The sequence below is a fragment of the Tenacibaculum tangerinum genome, from assembly GCF_029853675.1.
GTDB lineage: Bacteria > Bacteroidota > Bacteroidia > Flavobacteriales > Flavobacteriaceae > Polaribacter > Polaribacter tangerinum_A.
In genome coordinates, this window is the sequence record NZ_CP122539.1 from 2,194,853 (window position 1) to 2,220,180 (window position 25,328).

Sequence of the window (25,328 nt, forward strand, 5' to 3'; positions counted from 1 at the left end):
ATGAACGATTTTATCTTCTACTTTAAAATGGGCTTGTTTCATGTGCTAGATTTTAAAGCCTACGACCATATTTTATTCTTAATTGTACTAACCGTTGTATACCAATTTAAACAGTGGACAAAAGTTTTATGGCTCATTACCTTATTTACTATTGGACATTCGATAACCCTAGCGCTTTCTGCCTACGGGATTTTAAATGTACGGGCAGATTTAATCGAGTTTTTAATCCCGCTAACCATTTTTATTACGGGATTAATGAATGTGTTAACCGCTAAAAAAGCATCGGTAGGAAAAGAAAATCAGAATTTATTTTTTGCGCTTTTCTTCGGATTAATTCACGGATTGGGTTTTTCGAACTACTTTAAAATGATGATTGGAAAAACTTCTGATAAGTTTTTACCTTTGGTTGAGTTTGCGTTGGGTGTAGAAGCAGCACAAATTATTATTGTGCTAGGTATTTTGTTACTCGGTGCCTTGGTACAATCAATTTTTAACGTAAATCGTCGTGATTGGATTTTAATCATGTCGTCTATCGTAATAGGTTTTTCTTTACAAATGATGATTGACCGTGTTTTTTGGTAAAAATTAACAACTAACTAAACGAAATCTAATTACCTTAGCCTGTCTAGAAAAAACCACATTAAAAATTTTGAAAAAAAAACAATTAAAATATGACGTTGCTTATTTAAAAATGGCAAATGAATGGGCGCAACTTTCACACTGTATTCGTAAAAAAGTAGGTGCTTTAATTGTTAAAGATCGCATGATTATTTCTGATGGTTATAACGGCACACCCTCTGGCTTTGAAAATTATTGTGAAGATGAAGAGGGATATACCAAATGGTATGTATTGCATGCCGAAGCGAATGCCATTTTAAAAGTAGCTTCTTCAACACAAGCGTGTAAAGGTGCTACCTTATACATAACCCTTTCTCCTTGCCAACAATGTAGTAAACTCATACACCAAGCAGGTATTAAACGGGTGGTATACGCCAACGCATACAAAGACCGTTCTGGGTTAGATTTTTTAGAAAAAGCAGGTGTTGAATTGACGTATTTACCTTATGAACAAGAATAATTTACCTATATATTTAGCGATTGCCGTAATTTTCGGTATTCTTATCGGAACCTTTTTTAGCAATGGAAACTCAAACAATCTTATTGGAAAAAATTCGGCAAGTGAACGAAAAATAAAACGCTTAATCGACTATATTCAAAGTGATTATGTTGATGATGTAAATACCGATGAATTATTAGATGGTGCTATTGCCGAGATGCTCGATAAGTTAGATCCGCACTCTGTATACATTCCGAAAGAAAACCTACAATTGGTTACCGAAAATATGCAGGGTAATTTTGTAGGTATTGGGGTTCAGTTTCGTATGATTGGCGACACCATTACCGTCATACAACCTATTAAAGGTGGACCAAGTATTGAAGCGGGTATTAAAGCAGGTGACAGAATTTTACTTGCAGATAAAGATACTCTGTACGGAAAGAAGTTGCAAACTTCTCAAATAATGAAAGCTTTAAAAGGAAGACCCAACACGAAAGTTGATTTACAAGTTTACAGAAAAACTAACGATAGTATTTTTGATATTACCATTAACCGAGGCAAGGTAAATATTAAAAGTGTAGATGTTGCCTATATGCTGAATGATAGCATCGGCTATATAAAATTAGATCGTTTTGCACGCAATACCTACGTTGAATTCAAATCTTCTTTACAGAAGCTACTTACCAAAGGAATGACCGATTTGGTGTTGGATCTTCGTGGAAATGGTGGTGGCTATATTGATATTGCCAATAGTATTGTAGATGAATTTTTAGAAGATGACAAGCTCATCGTTTTTACTAAAAATAACAAAGGAGAAATCGTAGAGTCTTTCGCTACCGAAAAAGGAGATTTTGAACACGGTGGTTTGTATGTTTTAATTGATGAAAACTCTGCTTCTGCTTCTGAAATTGTAGCGGGTGCTTTGCAAGACAACGATAAAGGAATTATCATCGGTCGCCGTTCTTTTGGTAAAGGGTTGGTACAGCAAGAAATGGATTTAGGAGATGGCTCGGCAGTACGATTAACCACTGCCAGATATTATACCCCTACAGGGCGTTCTATTCAAAAACCTTACAAAAAAGAAGCTGATGCCGAAGAATACAATCACGATTTTGAGACTCGATTAGAAAATGGTGAATTATTTACAAAAGATAGTATTAAAATTGTTGACAGCCTTAAATATACAACCCCAAAAGGCAAAATAGTATATGGTGGTGGTGGAATTATTCCTGATTATTTTGTCGCCGTAGATACCACAGCATACATTCCTACAATTTTCTTCCGCCCTTTAAATGATTTTGCTTTTTCGTATGTAGATGACAATCGTAAAAAGCTAGCTGCTTTAACTATTGAAGATTTCATGAATAACTTTGATAAAAATAAGGAGGTTTCTAATCAATTTTTAGCTGAGTTAAAAGAGTATAGACTTGCTGAAAAAACAAAAAATCAACTTCGAAACAATTTAAAGATACTTATTGCTCGTGAACTTTTTAGTGATGAAGGCTTGTATAAAGTAGATCAAAAAGACGATAAAATGCTACAAAAAGTGTTTGAGTTAGAAGCTAAGTAAAAGCTACTTCTCTTGTTGAACTCTTTTTTCTTGATATACCTTAACAATGGTTGGATTTTGCGGACAGCTTTTTAGTTGTTCTAATGCATCTCCTGCTTTTACCAACCCTGTTTGTAGTACTTTAAAATACACTCCCGGATAATTTTGTTGCCAAAATTGTTTTACGATTTTCATATCGTTAAAGCGCACGCCCAATGTTCTGCAGGGTTCGCGTGGTTTGGTTACCTCAATAATAACTTCGCCTATTTTAAAGGTATCCCCTACATGCAATTGACGTTCATCTAAATCGTCAACAGTTAAATTTTCGCCAAACATTCCGAACTGCCAATCTAAATCTGGATATAATTCTTTCCAATACGCATAGTGTTTTGCCGAATAACCATATACCGCTTGGTCTGTTCCTCCATGGTGTTTTCTATCGCAAATAGTATCTTCTTTTACTTTTTCTAAATCTAAAAAAATAGGATTTTCGACAGGAAATTTAAAAATACCCGTGGTAATCGTTTTACCTTTCCAATCGATTTTCTTTCTTTCTCCGATATTCGTCGCTACTATTTTCATGTTTTAATAAATAAATTCGAAATACTCTGAAGTACCTTTATATCCCCAACCACCAGAAATATCAAATTCATAGAGTCTTACTCTCCAATAGTAAGTTCTTCCTGGGGTTAAATTATTAGTATGTGTTACATTAAAAAAGGCATTATTACTACTATCTAATTCTCCAGAGCTTTCAAACAAAATATCTGTAAATGTATTGTCCGAAGCTAACTGTAAATCATATTTATATGGGCTATTATATAAATTAGTATATTCAACAGTAAAAGTATTACTAGAATACGACCATGTTAAAACATGAGGAGGTTCAACATTAATACTTGAACTTTCAGAAGTAATAATATTGTCCGATGTGTCTACTAAAGATATTTTATAATAATTTGTTATGGTATAGTCTAATATATTGGTTGTCCTATACTCTGGAAAAGAAGTTGCAGTATCTACAGCAACATCTTGCTCAGCCTCTTCTACTAAATTCGTTAACCCTACATCACTAAAAAATTGAATTTTATATTTAAAACTAGCTGGGGCATTTCCTTCATGTGACCATTTTACTGTTGGTTTTAAAGAGGTATTATTTTCAGTTAAAATAATTTTAACTTCAGTAACACTAAACAAATGGAAATAATTACTCCATTCAGATGTTATTCCTTCTTGAGAAATATGCCTTACTCTAACATGATAGGAACCATAACCATCATTTACAGCATTCCAAACATTATATTCTTCTTGTAAATCTAAATTATCTAGGTCTTTAATTATAGTATTAAAGCTCGTGTTATCTGAAATTTGAATTTGAAGCTTTACTCCATCTGCTTCATAGTTAGAGTTATGTGATTTATCATAATCTAATACAAATCCGTATAATACAGAGTCATTATATTTTGTTTCTAAGAACACTGGAACATTTAATTTATATTGAAATGAAGCACTAAACCATTCTCCTTCAACTCCTTCTTCATTAAAAATTTTTACTCTCCAATAATATATAGTATTATTAGTTACATTAAATATTGGAGTAATTGAAAAATCAGTATAATTTTCTTGGGTAAATAAAATTGTATTAAAAGATGAATCAATTGCCACCTCAATATAATATTTCACATTTTTCATAACCTTAGGAGCTTCCCATTCCAACGTAGGAATCTTTACTACCTCTTCTCCGTTAGATGGAAAAGCTAAGCTTACATCTTCTAATTTAAAAAGATATGAACCCTCAACCCAATTACCAACTACATTATTAACATCTACAGGACGAACTCTCCAATAATAAGTGGTATTATTTAAGTAGTTTATTGAAGGTGTAATTGTTGCATGAGTATGACCACTTTTTTCAAAAAGTATATTATTAAAGCCTGAATTATCTGACACTTGCACTTCATACTCAACATGATTTGAGGTCGAAGGAGTCGTCCACTCTAATTGAGGAGATTTAATTACTACTTCTCCGACAATAGGAGCAACTACATTTATATTTTCTAAATTAATGTTAAAAGTTGCTATATTCCATTCACTTTGTTGATTGTTTTCATCTAAATACCTAACTCGCCAATAATACTTTGTATCGTCTAACAATACTACAGAGGAAACAATCTTTGTAGTAGTTAAGTCATTTACATCCATTAACAAATTTGAAAAATCTTCTTTGTTAGATAACTGAAAATGATATTTTGTGCCATCAACTTCACTAGCAGTCCATATAAACTCAGGTTTAGTCTCTATAATCTCTTCTTTAGGACTGATTACCATCACATCATAAGCATTTAATGAACCATCTCCATCAGAATCTATAAACCTTTCGAAAGGAGGTAGTGAATAATCTATTTTTAACTCATCAAATCTTTTTGTAATATTCTTTGCTACCTCCTCTAAGTTTAAATTTACACTATTCGTTTTTATTTCATCAATTAAAGATTCATTATCTAACGTGCCATCAGTTTCTAAATCTTGAGCTAATTTCGACACAAATTCTCCTAATTTTGCAACTGAGTTATCTCCTTGAATAATTACTGAAATAGCTAAAAGTATCGCATTTCCATCTCCTGCTTGGCTAATATCTAACTTATTAAAATCTATATCTTTGTGAAAAGGCTCTGGTATATTTAAAGCTAACAAAACTTCTTTTTCTCCTTGTTCCTTAGCTTCTGAAAATGATTTATCTTCATTAATCATTAAGTATTTTATACGTTGACGAGCCAAAGTAGAAAGTATATTTATATTTATTTTTTCATCATTGTCTAAAACAACAAAAGTTCGAAGGGTTAATTGGGCTTCTGATAACTTTCCTGTAACTTCATTAAAATAAAATCCAGTTGCTGAAATATCTATTTTATCGCTTTGTACCTCAGCGTTTACGTCAAAAGACCCGAAATCATCTATTGTTTCTGTATTATAAACGTAACCACTAAGTGTTAAATCATCATTCAACTCTTGCAATGAAATTGTTGACCCTTGAATATATGGCCCTTTTTGAATTAAGCTTTTATTTAGTTTAATAGAAACATTAGGTGGTGATGGATTCGTAGGAACTGGAGAATCGTGATTTGAACATGATACAAGAAATACTAAAAAAGCTAAAAGATATAAGTAGTTTTTCATTAGTTGTTTTTCTCGCAAAGATAATTATTTTATAAAACAATTTCTTCTAAATGAATATTTTAATAATTATTAGCTACTTTGAATTCTTTAAAACTAATTCAAACTATTTTTTTATAAACATAACTCACGTTAATTAGTAACATAGAGCAATGAGAAAATGGTATTGAAAAAAATAAACATCAAAAAAATGCAGCCGTTCCACAATTACCTTCATGATATGTTTCTCCTGTTATATACTATATTAAAATGGCTTCAATTATGGAAATAAGAGTAGGTAAAACTTCTATAATTATCAACAATAAATAACTTACTAATAATTGTTTTATATTTTTTTGGAAACCTAAACAATTTTCATTTAATTATTACTTAATCAAAAAACCTTGCAATACCTCCGCTATTTTTCGATTGTCTGATAGTTGCGGAATTTTATTTTGTCCTCCAAACTTACCGATGGATTTCATATACTCATGGAAGCCTCCTTTTTTTACTTTTCTGATGATGAGTGGGCGCAAAATTTTTCCTTCAATTAAATCGAAGTAATATATGTTTTGCGTTTGCATAGAGGCATCAATTTTAGTCGCAAGTTCTTCTGTATTTTCAGGTTCGTTTTCAAACTCAATAAACCACTCGTGATACGGCAATCCGCTTTCTGGATTTACTTGTGGCGCTACAGTAAACTCACTCACACGAATATCTGTTCCTTTAATAGCATCATTCAATGCTTTTTCAACTTCTTTCCCGATTACATGCTCTCCAAAAGCAGAAATAAAGTGCTTGATGCGTCCTGTTACTTTTATTCTATAAGGTTGTAAAGAGGTAAACTCTACCGTATCGCCTATATTATAGCCCCATAAACCTGCGGAAGTATTTAAAATAATTACATAGTTTACACCTAACTGAACATCTTTTAAGGAGATTCGTGTAGGATTATCTTCAAAAAACTCGTTGGCTGGAATGAATTCATAAAACATTCCTGAGTTTAATTGCAGCAACATTCCTTTTTCGGTTTGTGAGTCTTGATAGGCTATGAATCCTTCAGATGCTGGATACAACTCTACGTAGTCTATTTTTTTTCCTATCAATGCTTCAAACTTGTTTTTGTAGGGCTCGAAGTTTACGCCTCCGTAAACAAAAAAGTTGAAGTTAGGAAAGAGTTCAGAAACGGTTTTTCCTGTTTTTTCTATGAGTCGTTCAAAATACATTTGTACCCAAGACGGTATTCCACTAATTACCGTCATATTTTCTGGTAAGGTTTCTTCAACTATCTTATCTACTTTCGTATCCCAATCTTCAATACAATTGGTTTCCCAGCTAGGCAAACGATTTTTTAATAGGTAATTTGGAACATAGTGGGCGGCAATACCGCTTAAACGTCCTAATTTCATGCCGTTTTTATCTTCTAAAACAGGACTTCCTTGTAAAAAAATCATCTTTCCATCAACAAAGCTGGCATCGTTGGTTTCGGTAATATAAAACAACAATGCATTGCGGGCTGCTTTGATATGTGTTGGCATCGATTCTTTACTGATAGGGATGTATTTTGCTCCTGAGGTGGTTCCTGAGGTTTTGGCAAAATACAAGGGTTTTCCTTTCCACAACACATTTTCTTCTCCTGCTACCACTCTATCAATATACGGGCGCAACCCTTCGTAATCGTTTATTGGAACTCGATTTTTAAAGTCTTCGTAATTATTAATCGATATAAAATCGTGTTCTTTTCCAAACACTGTTTTACATCCTTCAGCAACCAAATATTGAAATACTTTTTCTTGAGTTTTGTGTGGGTTGTTTGCCCATTTGTATACTTGTTTACGAACAATTTTCGCAAATGGAATGGCTAGTATTGATTTTACACTCATGTTCTTTTTACCTGTTTACTGAAAATCTATATAGTTTGTTGGGTTTACTGGAAATCCGTTATTCCACAGCTCAAAGTGTAAATGTGGCCCGGTAGTTAATTCTCCTGTAGAGCCTACACTTGCTATTGCTTCTCCTGATTTTACAACATCTCCTTGTTGTTTTAGTAGCGTACCATTGTGCTTATAAACTGATAAGAATTTGTTAGGGTGTTGTATCATTATTACATATCCTGTTTCTGCTGTCCATTCGGCTAAAATTACGGTTCCGTCTGCGACTGTTTTTACTGGTGTTCCTGTTTTTGCCACAATATCAATCGCATAATGTTTATCGTCTGCATCAAATGGTTGAGAAATGGTTCCTGTTAATGGTGAAAAAAACACGTTTTTAATGTTATTTTTTCCTCCTTCATATAAGGGGAAAAGGTCTTTGCTCTCAATTTTTTCTCTGAATAATGAATCTTCTTTTGATGCTTGTAACTTTTGTTCATCAAAAGCAATGGTTTTCATTTCACTGGTAATAGAGTCGATTTTTTCTGGTTCTATCTCTCCTGTTAAAACGGGTTTTAACGCTTTTGTATAGTTTTCGATAATAGCTAAACGATTTTTTAAAGAGTCTGATTCGTAGGTAAGTCGTGTTGCTTTCTTTTTTAATGCTGTTGAAGAATATCCTGGTATGTATTCTCGAATTCCTGTAAATGCTATGAGCAATGTAGTAAGCACAATGAGAAGTATCGAAAACACTCCACCAAATACAAAAACATTGAGTCGTGATAACTTTAAAGAAAACCGCTCTTGAAAGGTATCTTCATTTATAATTACCAAGCGATATTTATCGGTAAGTTTTTGTTTGAGCTTTCGCCTTTTGTTATTGTTTGCCACGTTTTATACTTGTTTGGGTTTCAAATATACAACGAAAAAGTTTCAATTCTTTTCTTAAGAAAAGCTTAAAAGTTCACTTACAAAACATAACAATAAAAAAAACCAGCTAATTACTGGCTTTTTTATTGTTATGAATTCTTCTGTATATTTAGTATCTATCTTTTAGTATTATTTCTTTAGTGTTGCCAGCAGCATCGGTTATTGTTGCGTTGCTATCACAAGAACCATCTCCAAAATCAATCGTATAACTACGCTCTCCTCTAGTTACTTCAACTACTCCGCTTACTATGTATTTGCAGGCATATTCTCTTCTTAAATCGGTAGTTATCGTTACGTTCACTTCTTTGCCTGCTTTGTTTACTGATTTCCAAAAACCTGAGATTAAAAACACATCATCTCCTCTATCGTGTGTATCATAACCTTCAATCATTTCTTTAATTTTCTCTCCTTTTTTAGTAATCGTTTCTCCTGTTTTTAACGTTATTGAAAGATCTATTGAATAGGTTCTTTCTGGGTGTCCGTCTATATTCTCTCTCACCTTAGATACTACGATGGTACCTACTACAGCGTTTCCATCTACTGAAAAATTTTCAAAGGTAACTGTTTTTAAAAATCCTCCTTCTACTCTGGTATATTCAATACTAATTTTACCAGCAAAAACATGTCCTTTCTTTCCAGTACAAGCAGTACCAAAATCTAACGTCACTTTTTTACTTCCTGCTGTTTCTTCAATAGTTCTAGTTAAACATTCAGGGTGGTTGTTTTTTGCGACAGTTCCTTTTACAGAAAGCTCCTCTAGTACAACATCGTCTTCAATAACACTTTCAATGCCTGATGAAATATCATTTTCTAATACAGCTTCTAATGCTTCTTCAGTTGTCAATTCAGAGTTAGATACTTTTTCTGTTTCATCAGATTGACAAGATGTTACTACCAAAAAACTTAGAAGTGAAAGAATATAGATGCTTTCTTTTACAAATTTTAAAGTCATGATTTTTAATTTTAAAGTTAATCAATTACTTTGACCTTAAAATTTTAAAAAAGTTTAATTGCTTTTTTATTTTTTGTAAAAATTCATCTCATCAATATACTTCCAAACTTGATAAGACAATAATGGTTTGCAGTTTTTTTCTTCTTTAATTGCCTTGCGAATCATCGTTGAAGATATTTGTATGATAGGCGCCGCCACTTTGTGAATTTTTTGATGGTTTTTAAACTGATTTTCTACAGTTCCTTCTGAAATCCTGGGATATACGTAAATATTGTAATCTTCTAAAATTCGCTATGAAACTGAAAATAGTCATCTGTTGATTCTTACTAGATGATACTACTTTCTTGTAAAGTATGACGTATTATGGGGATTCAATAAATTTTAATCAGTTTTTAACTTTTCCATTTTCTTTATGAAATCAGAAGGATTAACACCTTTTAATTTGAAGAACGCTTTAGAAAAAGAATCAGCACTTTTGTAACCAGCCTCTAAAGCAATAGCTTTAATTGTAAACTTTCTAATAATTGAATTTGTTTCTAATTGTTCTGTTATATTATTTATTCTCAAATTATTAATGTAATTATTAAAAGACAATTCTTTATAGTGATTAATTACTTTTGACAAATAAGCTGTATTGGTATTTAATTGATTAGCTAAGTTATTTAAAGTAACATTTTGAGAAGAGTACTGTTTCTCTTTTTCAAATTTTTCTAGGCTTCGTAAAATATTGTCCACAACATCATTAGGAATATTGATTACTTTTTTATCAATATTATTTTGATTATAAGATGTGGTTTTTTGATTAACATATAAAGCATTATATTTTCGTAAATATTCTCTTTCTTTTAATATTTTTAGTTGTAGAATTGATTGATAACCTAACCAATATATGAGAATAGTTGTAAAAACTCTTAAAGGGTAATAAGAAGGCATAAATACCTCAAATCCTAAATAAAGAGTTATAAGTAAAGGTACAAACCAAAACACATAAGACAATAGACCTAATCTGAAAAATATACGAATCCAATTCAAATTATCATACGTGGTAATATTTGATAATGTATTTGATTCTTTATATATCTTATAAGAATAAATAAAAATAGTTAGTGAAAATACACTACTAATAATTTCCTCAATAACGACATACTTTCTAAAAAAATATATAACATCACTATTAATTTTTTCGCTATAAATATAAAATCCAAATCGTATTACTAAAAAAGCACAAAAAGTAAATAAAATGATTTTCAAAATATTAAAACTCTTTTTTGCTACATTTAAATATTGATTAAGAAACAAGTAAAAAAAAGGAGCAATCCAAAAATGCCAAGGAACTTGAAAATACTGTATAAAAACATTACCTCTAAAAAAATCTTTAACCACCACCCAAGATTGGAAATTATTTAATGATATAGCTAAAGCTAACAAATTAATAAAAATTAATACTTTATTCCTACCTCCTCTTGAAAAGTACAAGGCAAAACAAAAAACAAAGCCATGTATTGCACTAATTAGCAAGAATAAATTAAAAAAATCTTCTACACTCAATTTTTAAAGGTCATTTTTAATACTAAAAAAAGTAAAAGTAGCTATTTTATATTACTAATATGAATAAAAGCAACAACATTATAAATGTCAGCGCTTTATTTAATCTAATAAGTTTTTAATATACACTTGATATTTATAAATATCAAGCAGTAATTTATAAATAGCAAAATACAGTAATTGTACAGCACCTTTTTCTTTAGTTATTTAGCAATAAATAATTTATTCTCATTACAATGAAAACGGTAATAACATGTATTTTACTCTTATTTAGTTATTCTATTAACTCTCAAAGTTTATCTAAAAGGCAAATTTATAAACTAAATGCTTTAAATGTAAAAACTAATGAACTTAATTTAAATAATCTCAATATTCAAAAAGATTTAAATGAAATATTAATTCTTGAAAAAAAACGAAAAACAAACAAAACAGTAGCAATAGTATTAAGTTCAATTGCTGTTAGCGGAATATTGCTAGGTGGTGCTTTATACAGCCAAGATGATGGATTATCAGAAGTTTTTGGAGCTACATTTATGGTTGGTGGAGCTGTTTATGGTGGAATTTCTATACCTTTTTGGACTTCTTCTAAAAAAAGGAAAAAAGAAAGAGATAAATTATTACAATTGTTTAATGATTAATTTTATCTAAAAAATAAAATAACTTAAAAACCCAAAAACATGAAAATAAAAATTTTGAAAACAGTTTTATTATTTGCAGTAATTCTATTTTTTAATTGCTCAAATAATGATGATTCCATTGAACAAGACCAATTACCTCCGATAACACAAACTGGAGCTAACACTTTTGGGTGTGTTGTTAACGGTAAAGTACTTATTCCAAAAGATGCATTACCAAGTTTAGGCGGACCACAAAGTTCTGCAAGAAGAGGATTGAGTGTTAATTATCACTCAAATAATAATTTTGTCATTTATGCTGGTAATTTTAGAGGAGAAAATAAACCAAATATTTATATATATATAAATAATCTAACTTCCACAGGAACATATTCATTTGGATTAAGTAATGGTGAAAGTATTTCAACTTTTGAACCTACCTATCCTCACTGTTGGATTAAACCTTTTAGCATAGCAGTAAATGGACAAAAATACCTAAGCAATACAAATTCTGGGATAGTGACTATTACTAAATTTGACTCTGTAAATAACATAATTTCAGGTACATTTCAATTAACTGCTTTTGATGAAAATAACCCCAGAGAAACTATAGAAGTAACTAATGGTAGATTCGATTTTAATTTAAATACAGTAAATAATTAAAAACCGAAACCATATGAAAATAAAAATTTTAAAAACAGTTTTATTATTTGCAGTAATTATATTTTTTAATTGCTCAAATAATGATGATTCTATTGAACAAGACCAATTACCTCCGATAACACAAACTGGAGCTAACACTTTTGGGTGTGTTATAAATGGAGAGGTTTTAGTACCTAAAGATGCTATAAATTACCCCCCAGGTCCTATACCAAGAGGTTTAAAAGTATACTATCAAAATAACATCTTGACTATAGATGCTGGAAATTTAGCAGATGATAATGGTAATCGTGTATACATATATATAAATGGTATTAATAGTACTGGAAGCTTTGAACTTAACAATGCTGAATATACAGCAAATAACTTCACTCCAAACTATTCTTATTTATGGGTTCGTGAAAATAATAATGATATAGATAAAATATACTTATCAAAAACTACAACTGGAAGTATTAATATCAGTCGATTTGATTCAGTAAATAACATAGTGTCTGGTAATTTTGATAACCTAAACATAGTAAACAAAGACAATACTAATGAATCAATTACTTTAACTAATGGTAGATTCGATTTTAATTTAAATACAGTAAATAATTAAAAACCGAAACCATATGAAAACAAACATTTTAAAAACAGTTTTATTATTTGCAGTAATTATATTTTTTAATTGCTCAAATAATGATGATTCCATTGAACAAGACCAATTACCTCCGATAACACAAACTGGAGCTAATACTTTTGGGTGTGTTGTTAACGGTAAAGTAATTATTCCAAAAGATGGTATAGGTGTACCTCAACCAAAAGGAATTAATGTTTACTATTTTCAGAATAATAATTTTGTAATAGATGCAGCTAATTTAAAAGATAGTAATAGAGATCGTATTTACTTATATGTAAACAACTTAACATCTACAGGGACTTATTCTTTTGGAGTGAGTAATGGTCAAGGCACTTCTACTTTCGAACCTGACTTCCCTCATTGCTGGGTAAGAACTTTTGATAATGCAAATGGTAGTAAAAGATATTTTTCCAATTTAAATTCTGGATCTATTACTGTTACATATTTTGATGCTAATAACCATATAGTAGCGGGAACATTTCAATTAACTGTTGCTAATGAAAATGATACTAATGACGTTATCGAAATAACAGAAGGACGTTTCGATGTAAATTGGATTGAATTATAAAAAAAGACAGTTGCCTCTAACAACCGTCTATAATATTAAACTCTAAAACACTTTATTAAAATTTAACACATACAAAGTTATGAAAAAAAACATACTTTTTTTATTTATATTTTTAATTTCGTTGATAGCACAAGCGCAATTAACCAATGGAAATTTCACAACAGAAATAGACGAAAGGTTTAAAAATCTTAACAAAACTACTATTACATCAAATATATTAATAGATAGAGTTTTTTCAATGGCTGAAATCCAAACCTTTAACCAAAATTTAAGAAAAGACACTTCTAATGTATCTCATTTTAAACAAGCTTGGAGTGAATTATATAGAGCGTCTTATACTAAAAATTTCCCATCAGTTGACATATTTAAAAATCAACTGAAGGCTAAGAAATATACTTCTAATGTTGTACCAATCGGAATAATAAATACAGCGTTTCATGAATGTAATTTTGGCACAACAGAACAAAACGCTACAGTAAGTTATAATTCTAGTACTGGGTTGTTTAGTAATATTGCAGGTAAAATTCCTTTTATAAAAAAACAGACCACTATTATAGCTCCACTGGTGACTAAAGCATCAGGGCACTCTATTACATTTACTACTGATAATTTGTTTAAATTATACAAACAGGGAAAACCTATAAAAAATTTAATTTTATACACAAATAACTCTTCGTTTTCATTGATAAGCAACTATAATTTAAGAACTACAAATTTTTCAACAACGTATCAAAACACTGGTTTACAGACACTTCGTTTTGTGGTTACATATAGTGATAATACATCAAAAACGACTTATGGCACTGTAAATATAATAAAACCTGTTACTTACGCTCAGAGAGACAGTTCTTCTAATTTATTAACTATTGATTCAGATGACGATTTACTGTTCCAAGGATATGATGAAAATCAAGTATACAGAGGTCTAAATGAGTATCGAATTTATTATGATACACAAAATAATGATGAAGTAGTTAATAAACCTTTATATATTATTGATGGTTATGACCCTAATGATTCTAGAAAAATCGATGCACAAGATTATATTAACTTTAATCCTAATGAAGATAAAAGCATTATAGATTTAATGAAGTATGGAAACAATATCAATTTGATAGATTCTTTAAATCATAAAGGTTTTGATGTAATAATTGTAAATCACCCAGTATACAATAGAGGTAATAAAACTATTGATGGAGGTAGTGATTATATTGAGCGTAATGCTTATACTTTTATAAGTTTAATACGTCATATAAAAAGTATTCAACAAGGTAATGAGAAGGCTGTAGTTATTGGTCCAAGTATGGGCGGATTAATTTCTCGCTATGCATTAGCTTTTATGGAAAAGAAATTAGCTGAAACTGGAGATAATACAAAATGGAATCATAACACTCGCTTATGGGTAAGTTTTGACAGTCCACACCAAGGGGCTAATATACCTATTGGTGTACAAAAAGGCATACAATATTTTGCAGAAGTACTAGACAACGAAGGAGCTAAAGAGTTTATAAATGAAGAGCTAAACAAACCTGCTCCTAAACAAATGCTTGTAAACCACTATACGAATAATACTAGTTTACCTGTTGGAGCTCCAAATTTTAGAAACCGCTTTCAAAATGCTTTAGATAACATAGGAATGCCACAAAATTTAAGGAAAGTAGCCTTACTTAATGGAAGTATATATGGGCAACTAAATGGAGTTTCATCAGGCAATTATCTGGATATCGACACTAAAATACCGATACTATTTGGACTATTTCACTTTAATTTATTACACTCAGATTTCTACCATAGTACAAATATTAAAAGTGGAAGCCAAAAGTTTCTTACTTTTAGTAATGATGGTTTCTATATAAGTTTTCTTTTTTGGAAAATTACAATAATAAAGGGAAGACACACATACTCATCTCCTTCTTCAAAAGGCAGTTATGATATTGCACCTGGTGGACACTTTGGAGCCCATAAAATTTTAGCAAAAGAATCAAATAGTGATTCCTATTGGTCTGCTTGGGGTATCAGGTGGGTACATACGTTAACCACAAGGTCAACTATATTTGACCCAACACATAGTTTCATTCCGACTAAAAGTGCATTAGCTTATACAGGTAGTTCTACATTAGATGAATATCTTGCAGATAAAAATAGAGTTTGTACTGGTGAAACTCCTTTTGATGGCTATTTCGCTCCTCAAAATAATGAAGAGCATATTTTTCTTACTAATGAAAACGTAAACTGGTTAACTGAAGAAATTATGGGCAACCCTCAAAATCCACCAGTTTACATAAGACCTTTTACAATTCAAGGAGAAAATACGATATGCTATTCTGAATATAAAACATTTACCATAGACGCTATATCTTCATGTCAAAGTACAACCCAATGGTCGGTAAGTAATAATTTAATTATTTCTTCTCAAACTAACAAGAGTATAACGGTCACTCCTATAGATAGTTCTACAAATGGCTTAGGCTGGATATCAGCTAAAAGAGAAGGTGGAAATACTGTTATTGATGATAAAGGAATATGGGTAGGAAAACCTTTAGAGCAATTCGCCTCTTTTAGATTAGTGGGAAATACCCAAATTTTTTCGCAACAATGGTCTAGATTAGAAGCTTCTGGGCAGTTTTTAATTCCTGAATATGAAAAAGATTTATATACATTTGATTATGATTGGAGTATACCTAATAGTGAAATAAGATACGCTGAAAATAAACGAATAGCTAATATAAAGCCATACTATACTGGAAATATTAATATTGGGTTACGATTAAAAAACATATGTGGATGCTCTAATTGGTATACTAGACAGTTTAACGTAGTCTATGAAGGAGGCGGCACAGGTGGAGGAGGTAATGTTTTAACTCCAGTTTTTGAATAAGAATATTATTTTGAATAGTTTAAAAGCAGGTTTTCATTTTAAAACTTGCTTTTATTTTTTATGTCCGAAAACTGGCAACATGGACATCTCTGTAACTTATCAACCATTTCCCATACAGGCTCATATCATTTTAAAACTAATTGCTTTTGAATCTCTTTAGAAGAAAACCCTTTTTTTTGGTAGCTGTGAGTAAAAATATGGTCTTATACCAAACAAAAAAAAGGAAGGTTAGAGTCTTGCATAATTGCACCTCTCTTTAAGTTTATACGCTTTCGACATTTCTTACTCTCGTATCTTAACCTGCTTTTAATCAAATAATGCTCTGTATGACCACATTTACATACAACTCCTTGCTTATCTCTTTCTGATTTAAAATCAGCTATAAAAGCTTGTTCATCTTCAAAATTCGCTGTGAAACACAAAATAATCATCTGTTAATTTTTACTACATTATAATACTTTTTTATAAAATATTATGTATCACAGATATTCAATAAATTTTAAAGTTAATCAATTACTTTGACCTTAAAATTTTAAAAAAGTTTAATTGCTTTTTTATTTTTTGTAAAAATTCATCTCATCAATATATTTCCAAACTTGATAAGACAATAATGGTTTGCAGTTTTTTTCTTCTTTAATTGCTTTGCGAATCATTGTTGAAGATATTTGTATGATAGGCGCCACCACTTTATGAATTTTTTGATGGTTTTTAAACTGATTTTCTGCAGTTCCTTCTGAAATTCTGGGGTATACGTAAATATTGTAATCTTCTAAAATAGCCTCGTAATTTTTCCACTTGTGCAAACTCTTCAAATTATCTTCTCCCATGATTAGACTAAAGTTATAGTCTGGATATTTTTCTGAAATATGAGCTAAAGTATTGATGGTATAATTAGGTTGTGGTAGTTTAAATTCGATATCTGAAGGCCTAATTTTTTCATATTCTTGGGTCGCCAAATACACCATTTCTAAGCGATGGTGATTATCTAATAACGAGCTTTTCTTTTTAAAGGGGTTGTGTGGGGTTACCACCATCCAGATTTCATCTAAATCTGAGTTTTCAACCAAATGGTTGGCAATAATTAAATGCCCAATATGAATTGGATTAAATGTTCCGAAGTATAATCCGATATTTTTCATACGATTTTAAAAATACTATTCTTCTTCTGAAGTTACTTTTACTAACCCTAAAAAATCATCTACCAAATCTTCTGCTTCTTGCAGTGCAATTTCTAAATCGTAGTTTTTAATAATTTTATCAAATTGTGGTGCATTGGCAAGTTCGGCTGAGGCTTTTGCGATACGCATGTTTATTTTATCTTCGCTTTCGGTACTTCTTTTCTTTAAACGAATCTTGAGTTCATCGATACTTGGTGGCTTCACAAAAACAGCTAAGGTTTCTTCAGGAAATTTTCTTTTGATACGTAAGCCTCCTGAAACATCGATATCAAAAATCACGTGTTTTCCCTGTGCCCAAATACGTTCAACTTCTGTTTTTAATGTTCCATAAAAGTTATCGCGATACACTTCTTCCCACTCTAAAAACTCTTGGTTTTTTATTTTTTGTTTGAAGTCTTTTAATGAGATAAAATAATAATCTATTCCGTCTTTTTCTTCTCCTCTAGGATCTCTATTAGTTGCAGAAATAGAAAACGCCAAATTGAAACGTTTTTGTGCCAACAAATGGCGTACAATTGTAGTTTTTCCTGAACCTGATGGTGCTGAAAACACAAATAACCTTCCTTTAAATTCTTCTTTAGCCATTTTATAAAACGTTTAAAATTTGCTCTTTTATTTTCTCTAACTCGTCTTTCATTTGAATGACTAATTTTTGCATGGGAGCAAAATTAGCTTTCGAACCTGTGGTGTTAATCTCTCTTCCTATTTCTTGTACGATAAACCCTAGTTTTTTTCCATTCGAGTCTTCGCTTGCTAGCTGCTCTAAGAAATATTCTAAGTGATTTGCCAAACGTACCTTTTCTTCGTTAATATCTAATTTTTCTAAATAGTAAATCAATTCTTGTTCGAAACGGTTTTCATCAACTTCAACTTTTAAATCAGTTAAAGCTTTTTGTAAACGTTCTTTCACATGCTCAATTCTATCGCCATCTAATTCTTTGATTTCTTCTAAAGCTGATTGAATATTTCGTATTCTAGTTTTAAAGTCTTCTTCTAACGATTTTGCTTCGTCTATTCTGTATTGAATAATTTCTTTCAGTGCTTCGTTTATATGAATATCGATATGCTTCCATTCTTCTTCATCTAACTCTTCACGTTCAGTTTTTAATGCATCGGGCATTCTAACTGCCATTTTTAGTAACTCAACATCGTCAGAAGCTCCTACTTGTGTTACGTTTCTTAATTGTTGCATGTACTCTCGTACCACACCCGTATTTACCGTAGTTGAAGTTTCGTCGGCAGTCATTTCTACATAAATAGAAAAATCTACTTTCCCTCTTACTAAGCTACTTGCTAGTTTTTTTCGAACATCTAACTCCTTTTCTCTATAGTAAGAAGGAATTCTTGTGTTCAAATCTAAATTTTTGCTATTTAAAGATTTAACCTCGATGGTTATTTTTTTAGAGGGCAAATGCAATACAGATTTCCCGTATCCCGTCATAGACTGTATCATAACTTCAATTTAATAATTTGCAAAGATACGTTTATTTATTGGGAGTTTGTGCTGGGCGTTTTGTTACTAAAAACACTCCTAAAAATATTAAAAGTGCTGCGCCTACTTTTACAACATCTAAATGATCGCTTCCTACAATTAATGCATAAATGGCTGCTACGACTGGTTGTAAGTATATAAAAACGCTTACTGTAGTTGGTTTTAGTTTTGACAATGCAAACAAATTAAATAAGTAGGTAATGCAAGTAGTAAATAACACCACAAAACCTACTTTTAAGTATATTGATGTTGGCATTGTTTTCCATTGTACTTGCATTAATTCAGAAAATCCAAAAGGTAAAACCATTAAGAAACCAAAAAGATACAACCACTTTATAAAAACAATTGGATTGTATTTTGCTATTAGTTTTTTTGCTACCACTAAATACATTGCATACGACGCTGCATTGACAAATACTAAAAAGTTTCCTAGTACGATATTGGTTGCATCTCCTTGAAGTGTGTTTCCGTAGGCTATTAAGATTATGGCTCCTATTAAGCCTATAATCACACCTACAATTTTTCGTAAGACGAGTTTTTCTTTCAGTAAAATACTTGCAAAAATTAGTACTAAAATAGGCGTTGTTACCATCATCACTGACGCATTGATCGGAGTGGTATAACTTAACCCTTTAAAAAAGGTAAGCATGTTAAAGGCAATTCCAAAAAAGGCTGCCATTGCTACTCGTTTATAATCTGCTTTTTCTATAGAAGGCGCTTTGACAAAAAAGCCTAATACCCAAAAAACCAGTGCAGCCCCAACTACTCGAAGCAATATAAAACCAAACGGTTGTACATGCTGTCGCATTACTTCTTTTGCAATGGTAAACGTAACTCCGTAAATAAGGGTTGCAATAGATGCCGCAGTAAGTGCTAGCGCTCTTTGATTCATATTACTAATTTTAAAAACAAGGACAAAGATGATGATAAATTTCATCTTTTAACAGCGATTTCAATAACTAAAAAAGGCACTGCAAATGCAGTGCCTTTTAGTTGGTTGATTAACTTTTGATTAGTCCACTAAAGGTGGTATTCTTAATACTTGCCCTGGATAAATTTTATCAGGATGCGTTAACATAGGTTTGTTTGCTTCGAAAATTACAGGGTACTTCATCGGATCGCCATAAAATTCTTTAGCAATCTTACTCAATGAATCTCCTTTAACTACCGTGTGGAATTGTGCCATGGCTGATTCATCAATTTCTTCAACCTCAGCAACTGTCATGTTATCTTCTACAGAAGCAATTCCATCGGTATTACCTACTACTAAAACTACCTTTTCTTTGGTAGCTAAATCTGCAGCCTCTCCTGTTACCGTGGCTTTGTCGTCATCGACACTAATTTCTAAATTTTCTACAGGTAATTCTAATTTACGTACTGCATCTACTAATTTTGATGCTTTTTCTGCAGCTTCTTCTTCTGTTGTTTTTCCGATACCGAAAATTTTAGCTCCGGCGTTTTTAATAAATGAAAAAATTCCCATTCTTCTTTTTGATTTTTTGTTAATACTGTTTTTACTATTTGACTAAGATACAATTTTTATACTAGAATTTCTATTCTAAAAAGATTTAAAATATTGTTTTTTTTAAAAAAGCTTGTTAGTACTAGGAAGAGCTTTTAAGGTTTTTACTTTTTGGTATCTCTACTCTTTCGTAAAAGAGTTCCAACCTTGTGCCTTCAATTCAATTTCTTGATTTGCGCGAGTTACCAAATTCATTCCTTCATTTTTTTCGGTAATATGACCAATGACTGTTAAATTAGGATTCCCTTTAATTTTATCGTAATCTCCTATAGAAACGGTAAATAACAACTCGTAATCTTCTCCTCCACTTAGAGCAATCATGGTACTATCCATACTAAATTCTTCCGAAGTAGAAATTACCTGAGGGTCTAAGGGCAACTTATCTTCATAAATTTTACACCCTACTTTACTTTGTGTACAAATGTGCATGATTTCAGAAGACAACCCGTCAGAAATATCAATCATAGAAGTCGGTTGAACTTCTAACTCTTTTAATAAAGCGGGAATATCTTTACGCGCTTCTGGTTTTAATTGACGTTCTATAATATAGGTATACTTCTCTAAATCTGGTTGATTTTGAGGATTTACTTGAAAAACTTGCTTTTCACGCTCTAATACCTGCAAGCCTAAATACGCTCCGCCTAAATCTCCAGAAACGACGATTAAATCGGTTGGTTTTGCTCCATTTCTATATACAATATCTTCCTTTTTAGCAGTACCAATTGCTGTGATAGAAATTAGCATTCCTTTGGTTGAAGACGTAGTATCTCCACCGATTAAATCTACTTGATACGTGTCGCACGCCAGTTGTATGCCTGCATACAATTCTTCAATAGCTTCTAGCGGAAAACGATTAGAAACAGCTATTGACACGGTAATTTGCGTTGCAGTGGCATTCATTGCATATATATCAGATAAATTCACCATAACTGCCTTATAACCCAAGTGTTTTAGAGGCATATAGCTCAAATCAAAATGCACTCCTTCTATCAACAAATCGGTTGTAACTAAGGTTTCTTTCTCTGACGAATAAATAACAGCTGCGTCATCTCCCACTCCTTTTACAGTTGAAGAGTGATACGTTTTAAAATGCTTCGTTAAATGGTTGATGAGTCCAAACTCTCCCAATTCTGCCAATGAGGTTCTCTCTTGATTTTTATCTTCTAACATATCACAAAGATAGTTACAACCACAGAAACTACCACATCTATAAAAAGAATAATAACATTTTATAAAAATAAAAATAGGGTTTTACTATTTTTATATGTTATATAATTAGGTAATTACTTAATTTAGTAGTTTTAAATCCCTTCTTTATGAAAAATGTTAGAATGCTATTTGTTATTGTTGGAATTTTACTTGTAGCTTCATGCTCTTCTTCTACTAGTGACAGTCCTGTAAGCGATCAAGACAACGATGGTATAGTCGACTCGAAAGATAATTGTCCCGCAATTGCCAACCCAAACCAAGAAGATACCGACAATGATGGTATTGGTGATGTATGTGATACTCAAACTCCTACCAATAAAGTTCCTTGCGAAAATGGTATGGCAGACGTCTTTCCTTGTAACGGTTACGATTTATTATTAAATCTTCCTGTTAGTACTTTTAATGCAGTAGAAGTAAATGATAGTTGGGGATGGACAGACCCAACGACAAACAAAGAATATGCGATTGTAGGTTTAGACAACGGTACAGCCTTTGTAGATATAACCGATACTGATAATCCTATTTATTTAGGAAAACTTCCTACTCCTACCATTAGTAGTGATTGGAGAGATGTAAAGGTATACAGCAATCATGCATTTATTGTTGCAGATAATAATAAAGGAGATACTGGTCATGGAATGCAAGTTTTCGATTTAACGAGGCTTCGCAATGTTTCGAACCCTCCTGCCACCTTTACGATGGATGCTCATTTTACCGATTTTGGTAAAGCTCATAACATTGTAATTAACGAAGAATCTGGTTATGCATACCCAGTAGGAACTGAAAGAGCAAACACCTACAAAGGAGGTCCTTTATTTATCAATATTAAAGACCCAAAAAACCCAGTAAATGAAGGCGGATGGGGAACAGATAATTACAGTCACGATGCACAAGTGGTTACTTACAATGGACCAGATACCGATTATACAGGCAAAGAAATTTTAATAGGAAGTAATGAAAACGAAGTCGTAATTGTTGATATTACCAATAAATCAAATCCTGCAACTATTTCTAAAATTTCGTATGCCAATGTAGGATATGCCCATCAGGGTTGGTTTACTGAAAATCAACACTATTTTATTCTGGGAGATGAATCGGATGAGCAAGAATTTGGCAATAATACTAGAACCATTGTTTTTGATTTTACAGATTTAGACAACCCTAAACAACATTTTACCTATAACGGACCTACCAAAGCAATCGACCATAACTTATATGTAAACGGAACTACTCTTTATTTAGCTAATTATACTGCAGGTGCTCGTTTTATCAATATTTCTAATATTGAAGGTAAAAGTATTGTCGAAACAGGATACTTCGATACCCATCCTGAAAATGACGGAACTAGTTTTAACGGTGCTTGGAACGTATACCCTTACTTTAAAAGTGGTAATATTTTGGTGAGCGATATTAATAGAGGCTTGTTTATACTAAAAAAACAGTAAATGCTGAAAAAAGCTGTATCAATACTGCTCATTTTAATTTTTTACTGTTGTAGTAAAGATATAGGCATTTATTTTTCTCCTTCATCAAACACTCCCGAAATTAGTTTTGTAAAAACATTTGGAGGAACTGTTAATGAAAGTGGTAGAAGCGTTATCAGTACTCTAGACAATGGTTATCTAGTTGCTGGTTATACCCAAAGTATTGACGGAGATATTACCACTACTAAAAAAACAGTACAGAATGATTTTTGGGTCTTAAAATTTGATGCAGACGATAACCTTCAATGGCAAAAAACGTATGGGGGTTCAAAAGATGACAAGGCCTTTCAAATCATTCAAACAAACGATGCTGGCTTTGCTGTCGTAGGGCATGGAAAAAGCAACGATGGAGATGTTCAAACTAACGAAGGTTTTGATGATGTTTGGGTGTTAAAACTAAACAGTGATGGTACTATTGCATGGGAAAAAACCATCGGTTTTTCTGGAGCCGACCAAGGTTTTTCAATCATTCAAACCTCAGATACTGGCTTTTTTGTAGGCGGCATTTTAGACGTCACAGCATCTGGAGGTCTAGGCAACTCAAAGCTAACCAAAAAACATGCTGGTGGAGATTATTGGGGCATTAAACTCAATGCTAGCGGAGATATCGAATGGAGAAACTATTTTGGTGGAACCAACACCGATATTTGTTATGACGTTACCGAAACCGCTGATGGCTACCTGTTAGTTGGCACTTCCGACAGTAATGATGTAGACGTTAAAAACAACCAAGGGTCTTATGATTTCTGGGTTGTTAAAACTGATAAAAGCGGCCAAATGCTCTGGGAAAAATCTTATGGCGGAACAGAAATTGATGAAGCTAGAGCCATTGCCAAAACCAATGATGGTAACTTTATTATTGTTGGTGAAACACGAAGTTCTGATAAAGATGTGTCTAAAAATAATGGTGGAGCCGATGTATGGGCAATAAAAATAAACACAGAAGGAAAACTGCTTTGGCAGAAAAATTATGGAGGAGCTAGTTTTGATGTTGGTCGTTCTATCAGCAAAACTTTAGACGGTAATTTTTTAATTTCAGGAAGTTCACGTAGTTCCGATAATAATCTCGAAAATAAAGGTCAAAATGATGCGTTTATTATAAAGATTAGCTCAAACGGAAACCTCTTATGGCAAAAAACAGTAGGAGGTACCGAAATAGATTTCTGTTACGATGCTGTAGCGTTAGCAAACGGAACGATTATAGCAGTAGGAGAAAGTAGTAGTAGTAATCAAGACATAACAACAAACAAAGGTTTTTCAGACCTCCTAATTATAAAATTAAAACCCTAATGAAATACCTCTCAATTTTTTTCTTAGCCTGTTAGTACTTTCTTGTAGTTCAGATAACGATGAGCCCATAAAACAAATTTCAGTAAAGCTACAATTTAGTCAAAGCTGGGATAACTCCGCTATCGATAACACTGATTTAGAAAGTACCGAATTCGAAAATAAATATCAGAACCTTACCATAATTAGACTACGCTATTTAATTTCTAAGATTACACTAACCAATAGCTTAGATGAAATTGTAGCATCAGAGACTTATCAACTAATAGATATTAGTAATCCTGAAAGTGCGATGCTTTCTTTTCCTGAAAAAATGCCTGAAGGATTTTACAAACTTTCCTTTACGTTTGGTTTTAATGATGATGATAATAAAAGTGGAATATACCCTGACTTAAACACTGCTGATTGGAATGTGCCCGATATTATAGGTGGAGGATACCATTTTATGCAACTAGACGGAAATTTTAAAGATAGTAATGGAAAAGAACAACCTTATGCTTTTCACGTTATTCGGGCCTATGATACTGCTAAAAATGTAACTGAAGACACTTCTATTAACATCGAAACTAGCCCTTTTCAATTAAAAAACGATGCCACTATTGAAATTAAAATGAATGTAGCTGGCTGGTTTAAAAATCCGAATAACTGGGATTTAAGAGAGAAAAGTGTTAATTTAATGGTAGATTTTGAAGCTCAAAAAACAATGTTTGAAAACGGAAAAAGTGGGGTGTTCAGTTTAGGTACCATCGACCAATAA

Annotated in this window: 23 protein-coding genes and 2 pseudogenes; 11 read left to right on the forward strand and 14 right to left on the reverse strand. The window is 31.8% G+C overall.

Annotated features, from left to right (window positions below):
• From P8625_RS09665 to P8625_RS09675, 3 genes are all read left to right on the forward strand, one after another.
• Entirely contained in the window at positions 1 to 582 is a 582-nt protein-coding gene (locus P8625_RS09665) for a HupE/UreJ family protein (protein ID WP_279650260.1), read from the forward strand.
• Positions 583 to 646: 64 nt separating this feature from the next.
• Complete coding sequence (locus P8625_RS09670; RefSeq protein WP_279652940.1) at positions 647 to 1,078, forward strand: deoxycytidylate deaminase; 432 nt, start codon at positions 647 to 649, stop codon at positions 1,076 to 1,078.
• Positions 1,065 to 2,627 (forward strand): S41 family peptidase, encoded by a 1,563-nt coding sequence (locus P8625_RS09675; RefSeq protein WP_279650261.1) that lies wholly within the window; start codon positions 1,065 to 1,067, stop codon positions 2,625 to 2,627. The genes P8625_RS09670 and P8625_RS09675 overlap by 14 nt, the downstream gene beginning before the upstream one ends.
• Positions 2,628 to 2,630: 3 nt before the next feature.
• On the opposite strand, the gene P8625_RS09680 is transcribed toward P8625_RS09675, so the two are convergent.
• The 7 genes and pseudogenes from P8625_RS09680 to P8625_RS09710 form a co-directional block, all read right to left on the reverse strand.
• Complete coding sequence (locus P8625_RS09680; RefSeq protein ID WP_279650262.1) at positions 2,631 to 3,188, reverse strand: MOSC domain-containing protein; 558 nt, start codon at positions 3,186 to 3,188, stop codon at positions 2,631 to 2,633.
• Between the two features lie 3 nt (positions 3,189 to 3,191).
• On the reverse strand, positions 3,192 to 5,783 hold the full coding sequence (locus P8625_RS09685) for a fibronectin type III domain-containing protein (RefSeq protein WP_279650263.1): 2,592 nt from the start codon (positions 5,781 to 5,783) through the stop codon (positions 3,192 to 3,194).
• Positions 5,784 to 6,145: 362 nt separating this feature from the next.
• Entirely contained in the window at positions 6,146 to 7,642 is a 1,497-nt protein-coding gene (locus tag P8625_RS09690; protein WP_279650264.1) for a GH3 auxin-responsive promoter family protein, read from the reverse strand.
• A 15-nt stretch (positions 7,643 to 7,657) separates the two neighbouring features.
• Positions 7,658 to 8,521: a M23 family metallopeptidase gene (locus tag P8625_RS09695; protein ID WP_279650265.1), complete on the reverse strand. Its 864-nt coding sequence runs from the start codon at positions 8,519 to 8,521 to the stop codon at positions 7,658 to 7,660.
• 148 nt (positions 8,522 to 8,669) lie between these two features.
• On the reverse strand, positions 8,670 to 9,512 hold the full coding sequence (locus P8625_RS09700) for a hypothetical protein (RefSeq protein ID WP_279650266.1): 843 nt from the start codon (positions 9,510 to 9,512) through the stop codon (positions 8,670 to 8,672).
• A gap of 66 nt (positions 9,513 to 9,578) precedes the next feature.
• Positions 9,579 to 9,800, reverse strand: a pseudogene (locus P8625_RS09705) (nicotinate-nicotinamide nucleotide adenylyltransferase); the annotation flags it as partial.
• A 93-nt stretch (positions 9,801 to 9,893) separates the two neighbouring features.
• Complete coding sequence (locus P8625_RS09710) at positions 9,894 to 11,060, reverse strand: helix-turn-helix domain-containing protein (RefSeq protein ID WP_279650267.1); 1,167 nt, start codon at positions 11,058 to 11,060, stop codon at positions 9,894 to 9,896.
• Between the two features lie 233 nt (positions 11,061 to 11,293).
• Here P8625_RS09710 and P8625_RS09715 point away from each other — a divergent pair, with 233 nt between their 5' ends.
• The 5 genes from P8625_RS09715 (at position 11,294) to P8625_RS09735 (ending at position 16,399) form a co-directional block, all read left to right on the forward strand.
• Positions 11,294 to 11,695, forward strand: a complete 402-nt coding sequence (locus P8625_RS09715) for a hypothetical protein (RefSeq protein ID WP_279650268.1) — start codon at positions 11,294 to 11,296, stop codon at positions 11,693 to 11,695.
• 39 nt (positions 11,696 to 11,734) lie between these two features.
• Positions 11,735 to 12,334: a DUF6252 family protein gene (locus P8625_RS09720; RefSeq protein WP_279650269.1), complete on the forward strand. Its 600-nt coding sequence runs from the start codon at positions 11,735 to 11,737 to the stop codon at positions 12,332 to 12,334.
• A gap of 13 nt (positions 12,335 to 12,347) precedes the next feature.
• Positions 12,348 to 12,932 (forward strand): hypothetical protein, encoded by a 585-nt coding sequence (locus P8625_RS09725; protein WP_279650270.1) that lies wholly within the window; start codon positions 12,348 to 12,350, stop codon positions 12,930 to 12,932.
• 13 nt (positions 12,933 to 12,945) lie between these two features.
• A complete protein-coding gene (locus P8625_RS09730) occupies positions 12,946 to 13,521 on the forward strand; it encodes a DUF6252 family protein (protein ID WP_279650271.1) in 576 nt (191 codons plus the stop codon).
• 79 nt (positions 13,522 to 13,600) lie between these two features.
• Positions 13,601 to 16,399 (forward strand): alpha/beta fold hydrolase, encoded by a 2,799-nt coding sequence (locus P8625_RS09735; RefSeq protein ID WP_279650272.1) that lies wholly within the window; start codon positions 13,601 to 13,603, stop codon positions 16,397 to 16,399.
• A gap of 128 nt (positions 16,400 to 16,527) precedes the next feature.
• On the opposite strand, the pseudogene P8625_RS09740 reads toward P8625_RS09735, so the two are convergent.
• The 7 genes and pseudogenes from P8625_RS09740 to thiL form a co-directional block, all read right to left on the reverse strand.
• Positions 16,528 to 16,830: pseudogene (locus P8625_RS09740) on the reverse strand (IS1595 family transposase); the annotation flags it as partial.
• Between the two features lie 123 nt (positions 16,831 to 16,953).
• Complete coding sequence (nadD, locus tag P8625_RS09745; RefSeq protein WP_279650273.1) at positions 16,954 to 17,538, reverse strand: nicotinate (nicotinamide) nucleotide adenylyltransferase; 585 nt, start codon at positions 17,536 to 17,538, stop codon at positions 16,954 to 16,956.
• Between the two features lie 15 nt (positions 17,539 to 17,553).
• Entirely contained in the window at positions 17,554 to 18,162 is a 609-nt protein-coding gene (gmk, locus tag P8625_RS09750; protein ID WP_279650274.1) for a guanylate kinase, read from the reverse strand.
• 1 nt (position 18,163) lies between these two features.
• On the reverse strand, positions 18,164 to 19,030 hold the full coding sequence (locus P8625_RS09755; protein WP_279650275.1) for a YicC/YloC family endoribonuclease: 867 nt from the start codon (positions 19,028 to 19,030) through the stop codon (positions 18,164 to 18,166).
• Between the two features lie 31 nt (positions 19,031 to 19,061).
• Positions 19,062 to 19,961: a DMT family transporter gene (locus P8625_RS09760; RefSeq protein WP_279650276.1), complete on the reverse strand. Its 900-nt coding sequence runs from the start codon at positions 19,959 to 19,961 to the stop codon at positions 19,062 to 19,064.
• A gap of 120 nt (positions 19,962 to 20,081) precedes the next feature.
• Positions 20,082 to 20,552: a peptidoglycan-binding protein LysM gene (lysM, locus tag P8625_RS09765; protein WP_279650277.1), complete on the reverse strand. Its 471-nt coding sequence runs from the start codon at positions 20,550 to 20,552 to the stop codon at positions 20,082 to 20,084.
• Positions 20,553 to 20,711: 159 nt separating this feature from the next.
• Positions 20,712 to 21,761, reverse strand: coding sequence for a thiamine-phosphate kinase (thiL, locus tag P8625_RS09770; protein ID WP_279650278.1), 1,050 nt, complete (start codon positions 21,759 to 21,761; stop codon positions 20,712 to 20,714).
• Positions 21,762 to 21,907: 146 nt separating this feature from the next.
• On the opposite strand from thiL, the gene P8625_RS09775 reads away from it, so the two are divergent.
• From P8625_RS09775 to P8625_RS09785, 3 genes are all read left to right on the forward strand, one after another.
• Entirely contained in the window at positions 21,908 to 23,245 is a 1,338-nt protein-coding gene (locus tag P8625_RS09775; protein WP_279650279.1) for a choice-of-anchor B family protein, read from the forward strand.
• Positions 23,246 to 24,574: a hypothetical protein gene (locus tag P8625_RS09780; RefSeq protein ID WP_279650280.1), complete on the forward strand. Its 1,329-nt coding sequence runs from the start codon at positions 23,246 to 23,248 to the stop codon at positions 24,572 to 24,574.
• 76 nt (positions 24,575 to 24,650) lie between these two features.
• Positions 24,651 to 25,328: an MbnP family protein gene (locus P8625_RS09785; RefSeq protein WP_322790520.1), complete on the forward strand. Its 678-nt coding sequence runs from the start codon at positions 24,651 to 24,653 to the stop codon at positions 25,326 to 25,328.

Coding starts and splice junctions, on each gene's coding strand:
- P8625_RS09665 (WP_279650260.1), top strand. CDS start 1: ATGAACGATTTTATCTTCTACTTTAAAATGGGCTTGTTTCATGTGCTA.
- P8625_RS09675 (WP_279650261.1), top strand. CDS start 1,065: ATGAACAAGAATAATTTACCTATATATTTAGCGATTGCCGTAATTTTC.
- P8625_RS09680 (WP_279650262.1), bottom strand. CDS start 3,188: ATGAAAATAGTAGCGACGAATATCGGAGAAAGAAAGAAAATCGATTGG.
- P8625_RS09685 (WP_279650263.1), bottom strand. CDS start 5,783: ATGAAAAACTACTTATATCTTTTAGCTTTTTTAGTATTTCTTGTATCA.
- P8625_RS09690 (WP_279650264.1), bottom strand. CDS start 7,642: ATGAGTGTAAAATCAATACTAGCCATTCCATTTGCGAAAATTGTTCGT.
- P8625_RS09700 (WP_279650266.1), bottom strand. CDS start 9,512: ATGACTTTAAAATTTGTAAAAGAAAGCATCTATATTCTTTCACTTCTA.
- P8625_RS09715 (WP_279650268.1), top strand. CDS start 11,294: ATGAAAACGGTAATAACATGTATTTTACTCTTATTTAGTTATTCTATT.
- P8625_RS09720 (WP_279650269.1), top strand. CDS start 11,735: ATGAAAATAAAAATTTTGAAAACAGTTTTATTATTTGCAGTAATTCTA.
- P8625_RS09725 (WP_279650270.1), top strand. CDS start 12,348: ATGAAAATAAAAATTTTAAAAACAGTTTTATTATTTGCAGTAATTATA.
- P8625_RS09730 (WP_279650271.1), top strand. CDS start 12,946: ATGAAAACAAACATTTTAAAAACAGTTTTATTATTTGCAGTAATTATA.
- P8625_RS09735 (WP_279650272.1), top strand. CDS start 13,601: ATGAAAAAAAACATACTTTTTTTATTTATATTTTTAATTTCGTTGATA.
- nadD (WP_279650273.1), bottom strand. CDS start 17,538: ATGAAAAATATCGGATTATACTTCGGAACATTTAATCCAATTCATATT.
- gmk (WP_279650274.1), bottom strand. CDS start 18,162: ATGGCTAAAGAAGAATTTAAAGGAAGGTTATTTGTGTTTTCAGCACCA.
- P8625_RS09755 (WP_279650275.1), bottom strand. CDS start 19,030: ATGATACAGTCTATGACGGGATACGGGAAATCTGTATTGCATTTGCCC.
- P8625_RS09760 (WP_279650276.1), bottom strand. CDS start 19,961: ATGAATCAAAGAGCGCTAGCACTTACTGCGGCATCTATTGCAACCCTT.
- lysM (WP_279650277.1), bottom strand. CDS start 20,552: ATGGGAATTTTTTCATTTATTAAAAACGCCGGAGCTAAAATTTTCGGT.
- thiL (WP_279650278.1), bottom strand. CDS start 21,761: ATGTTAGAAGATAAAAATCAAGAGAGAACCTCATTGGCAGAATTGGGA.
- P8625_RS09775 (WP_279650279.1), top strand. CDS start 21,908: ATGAAAAATGTTAGAATGCTATTTGTTATTGTTGGAATTTTACTTGTA.
- P8625_RS09780 (WP_279650280.1), top strand. CDS start 23,246: ATGCTGAAAAAAGCTGTATCAATACTGCTCATTTTAATTTTTTACTGT.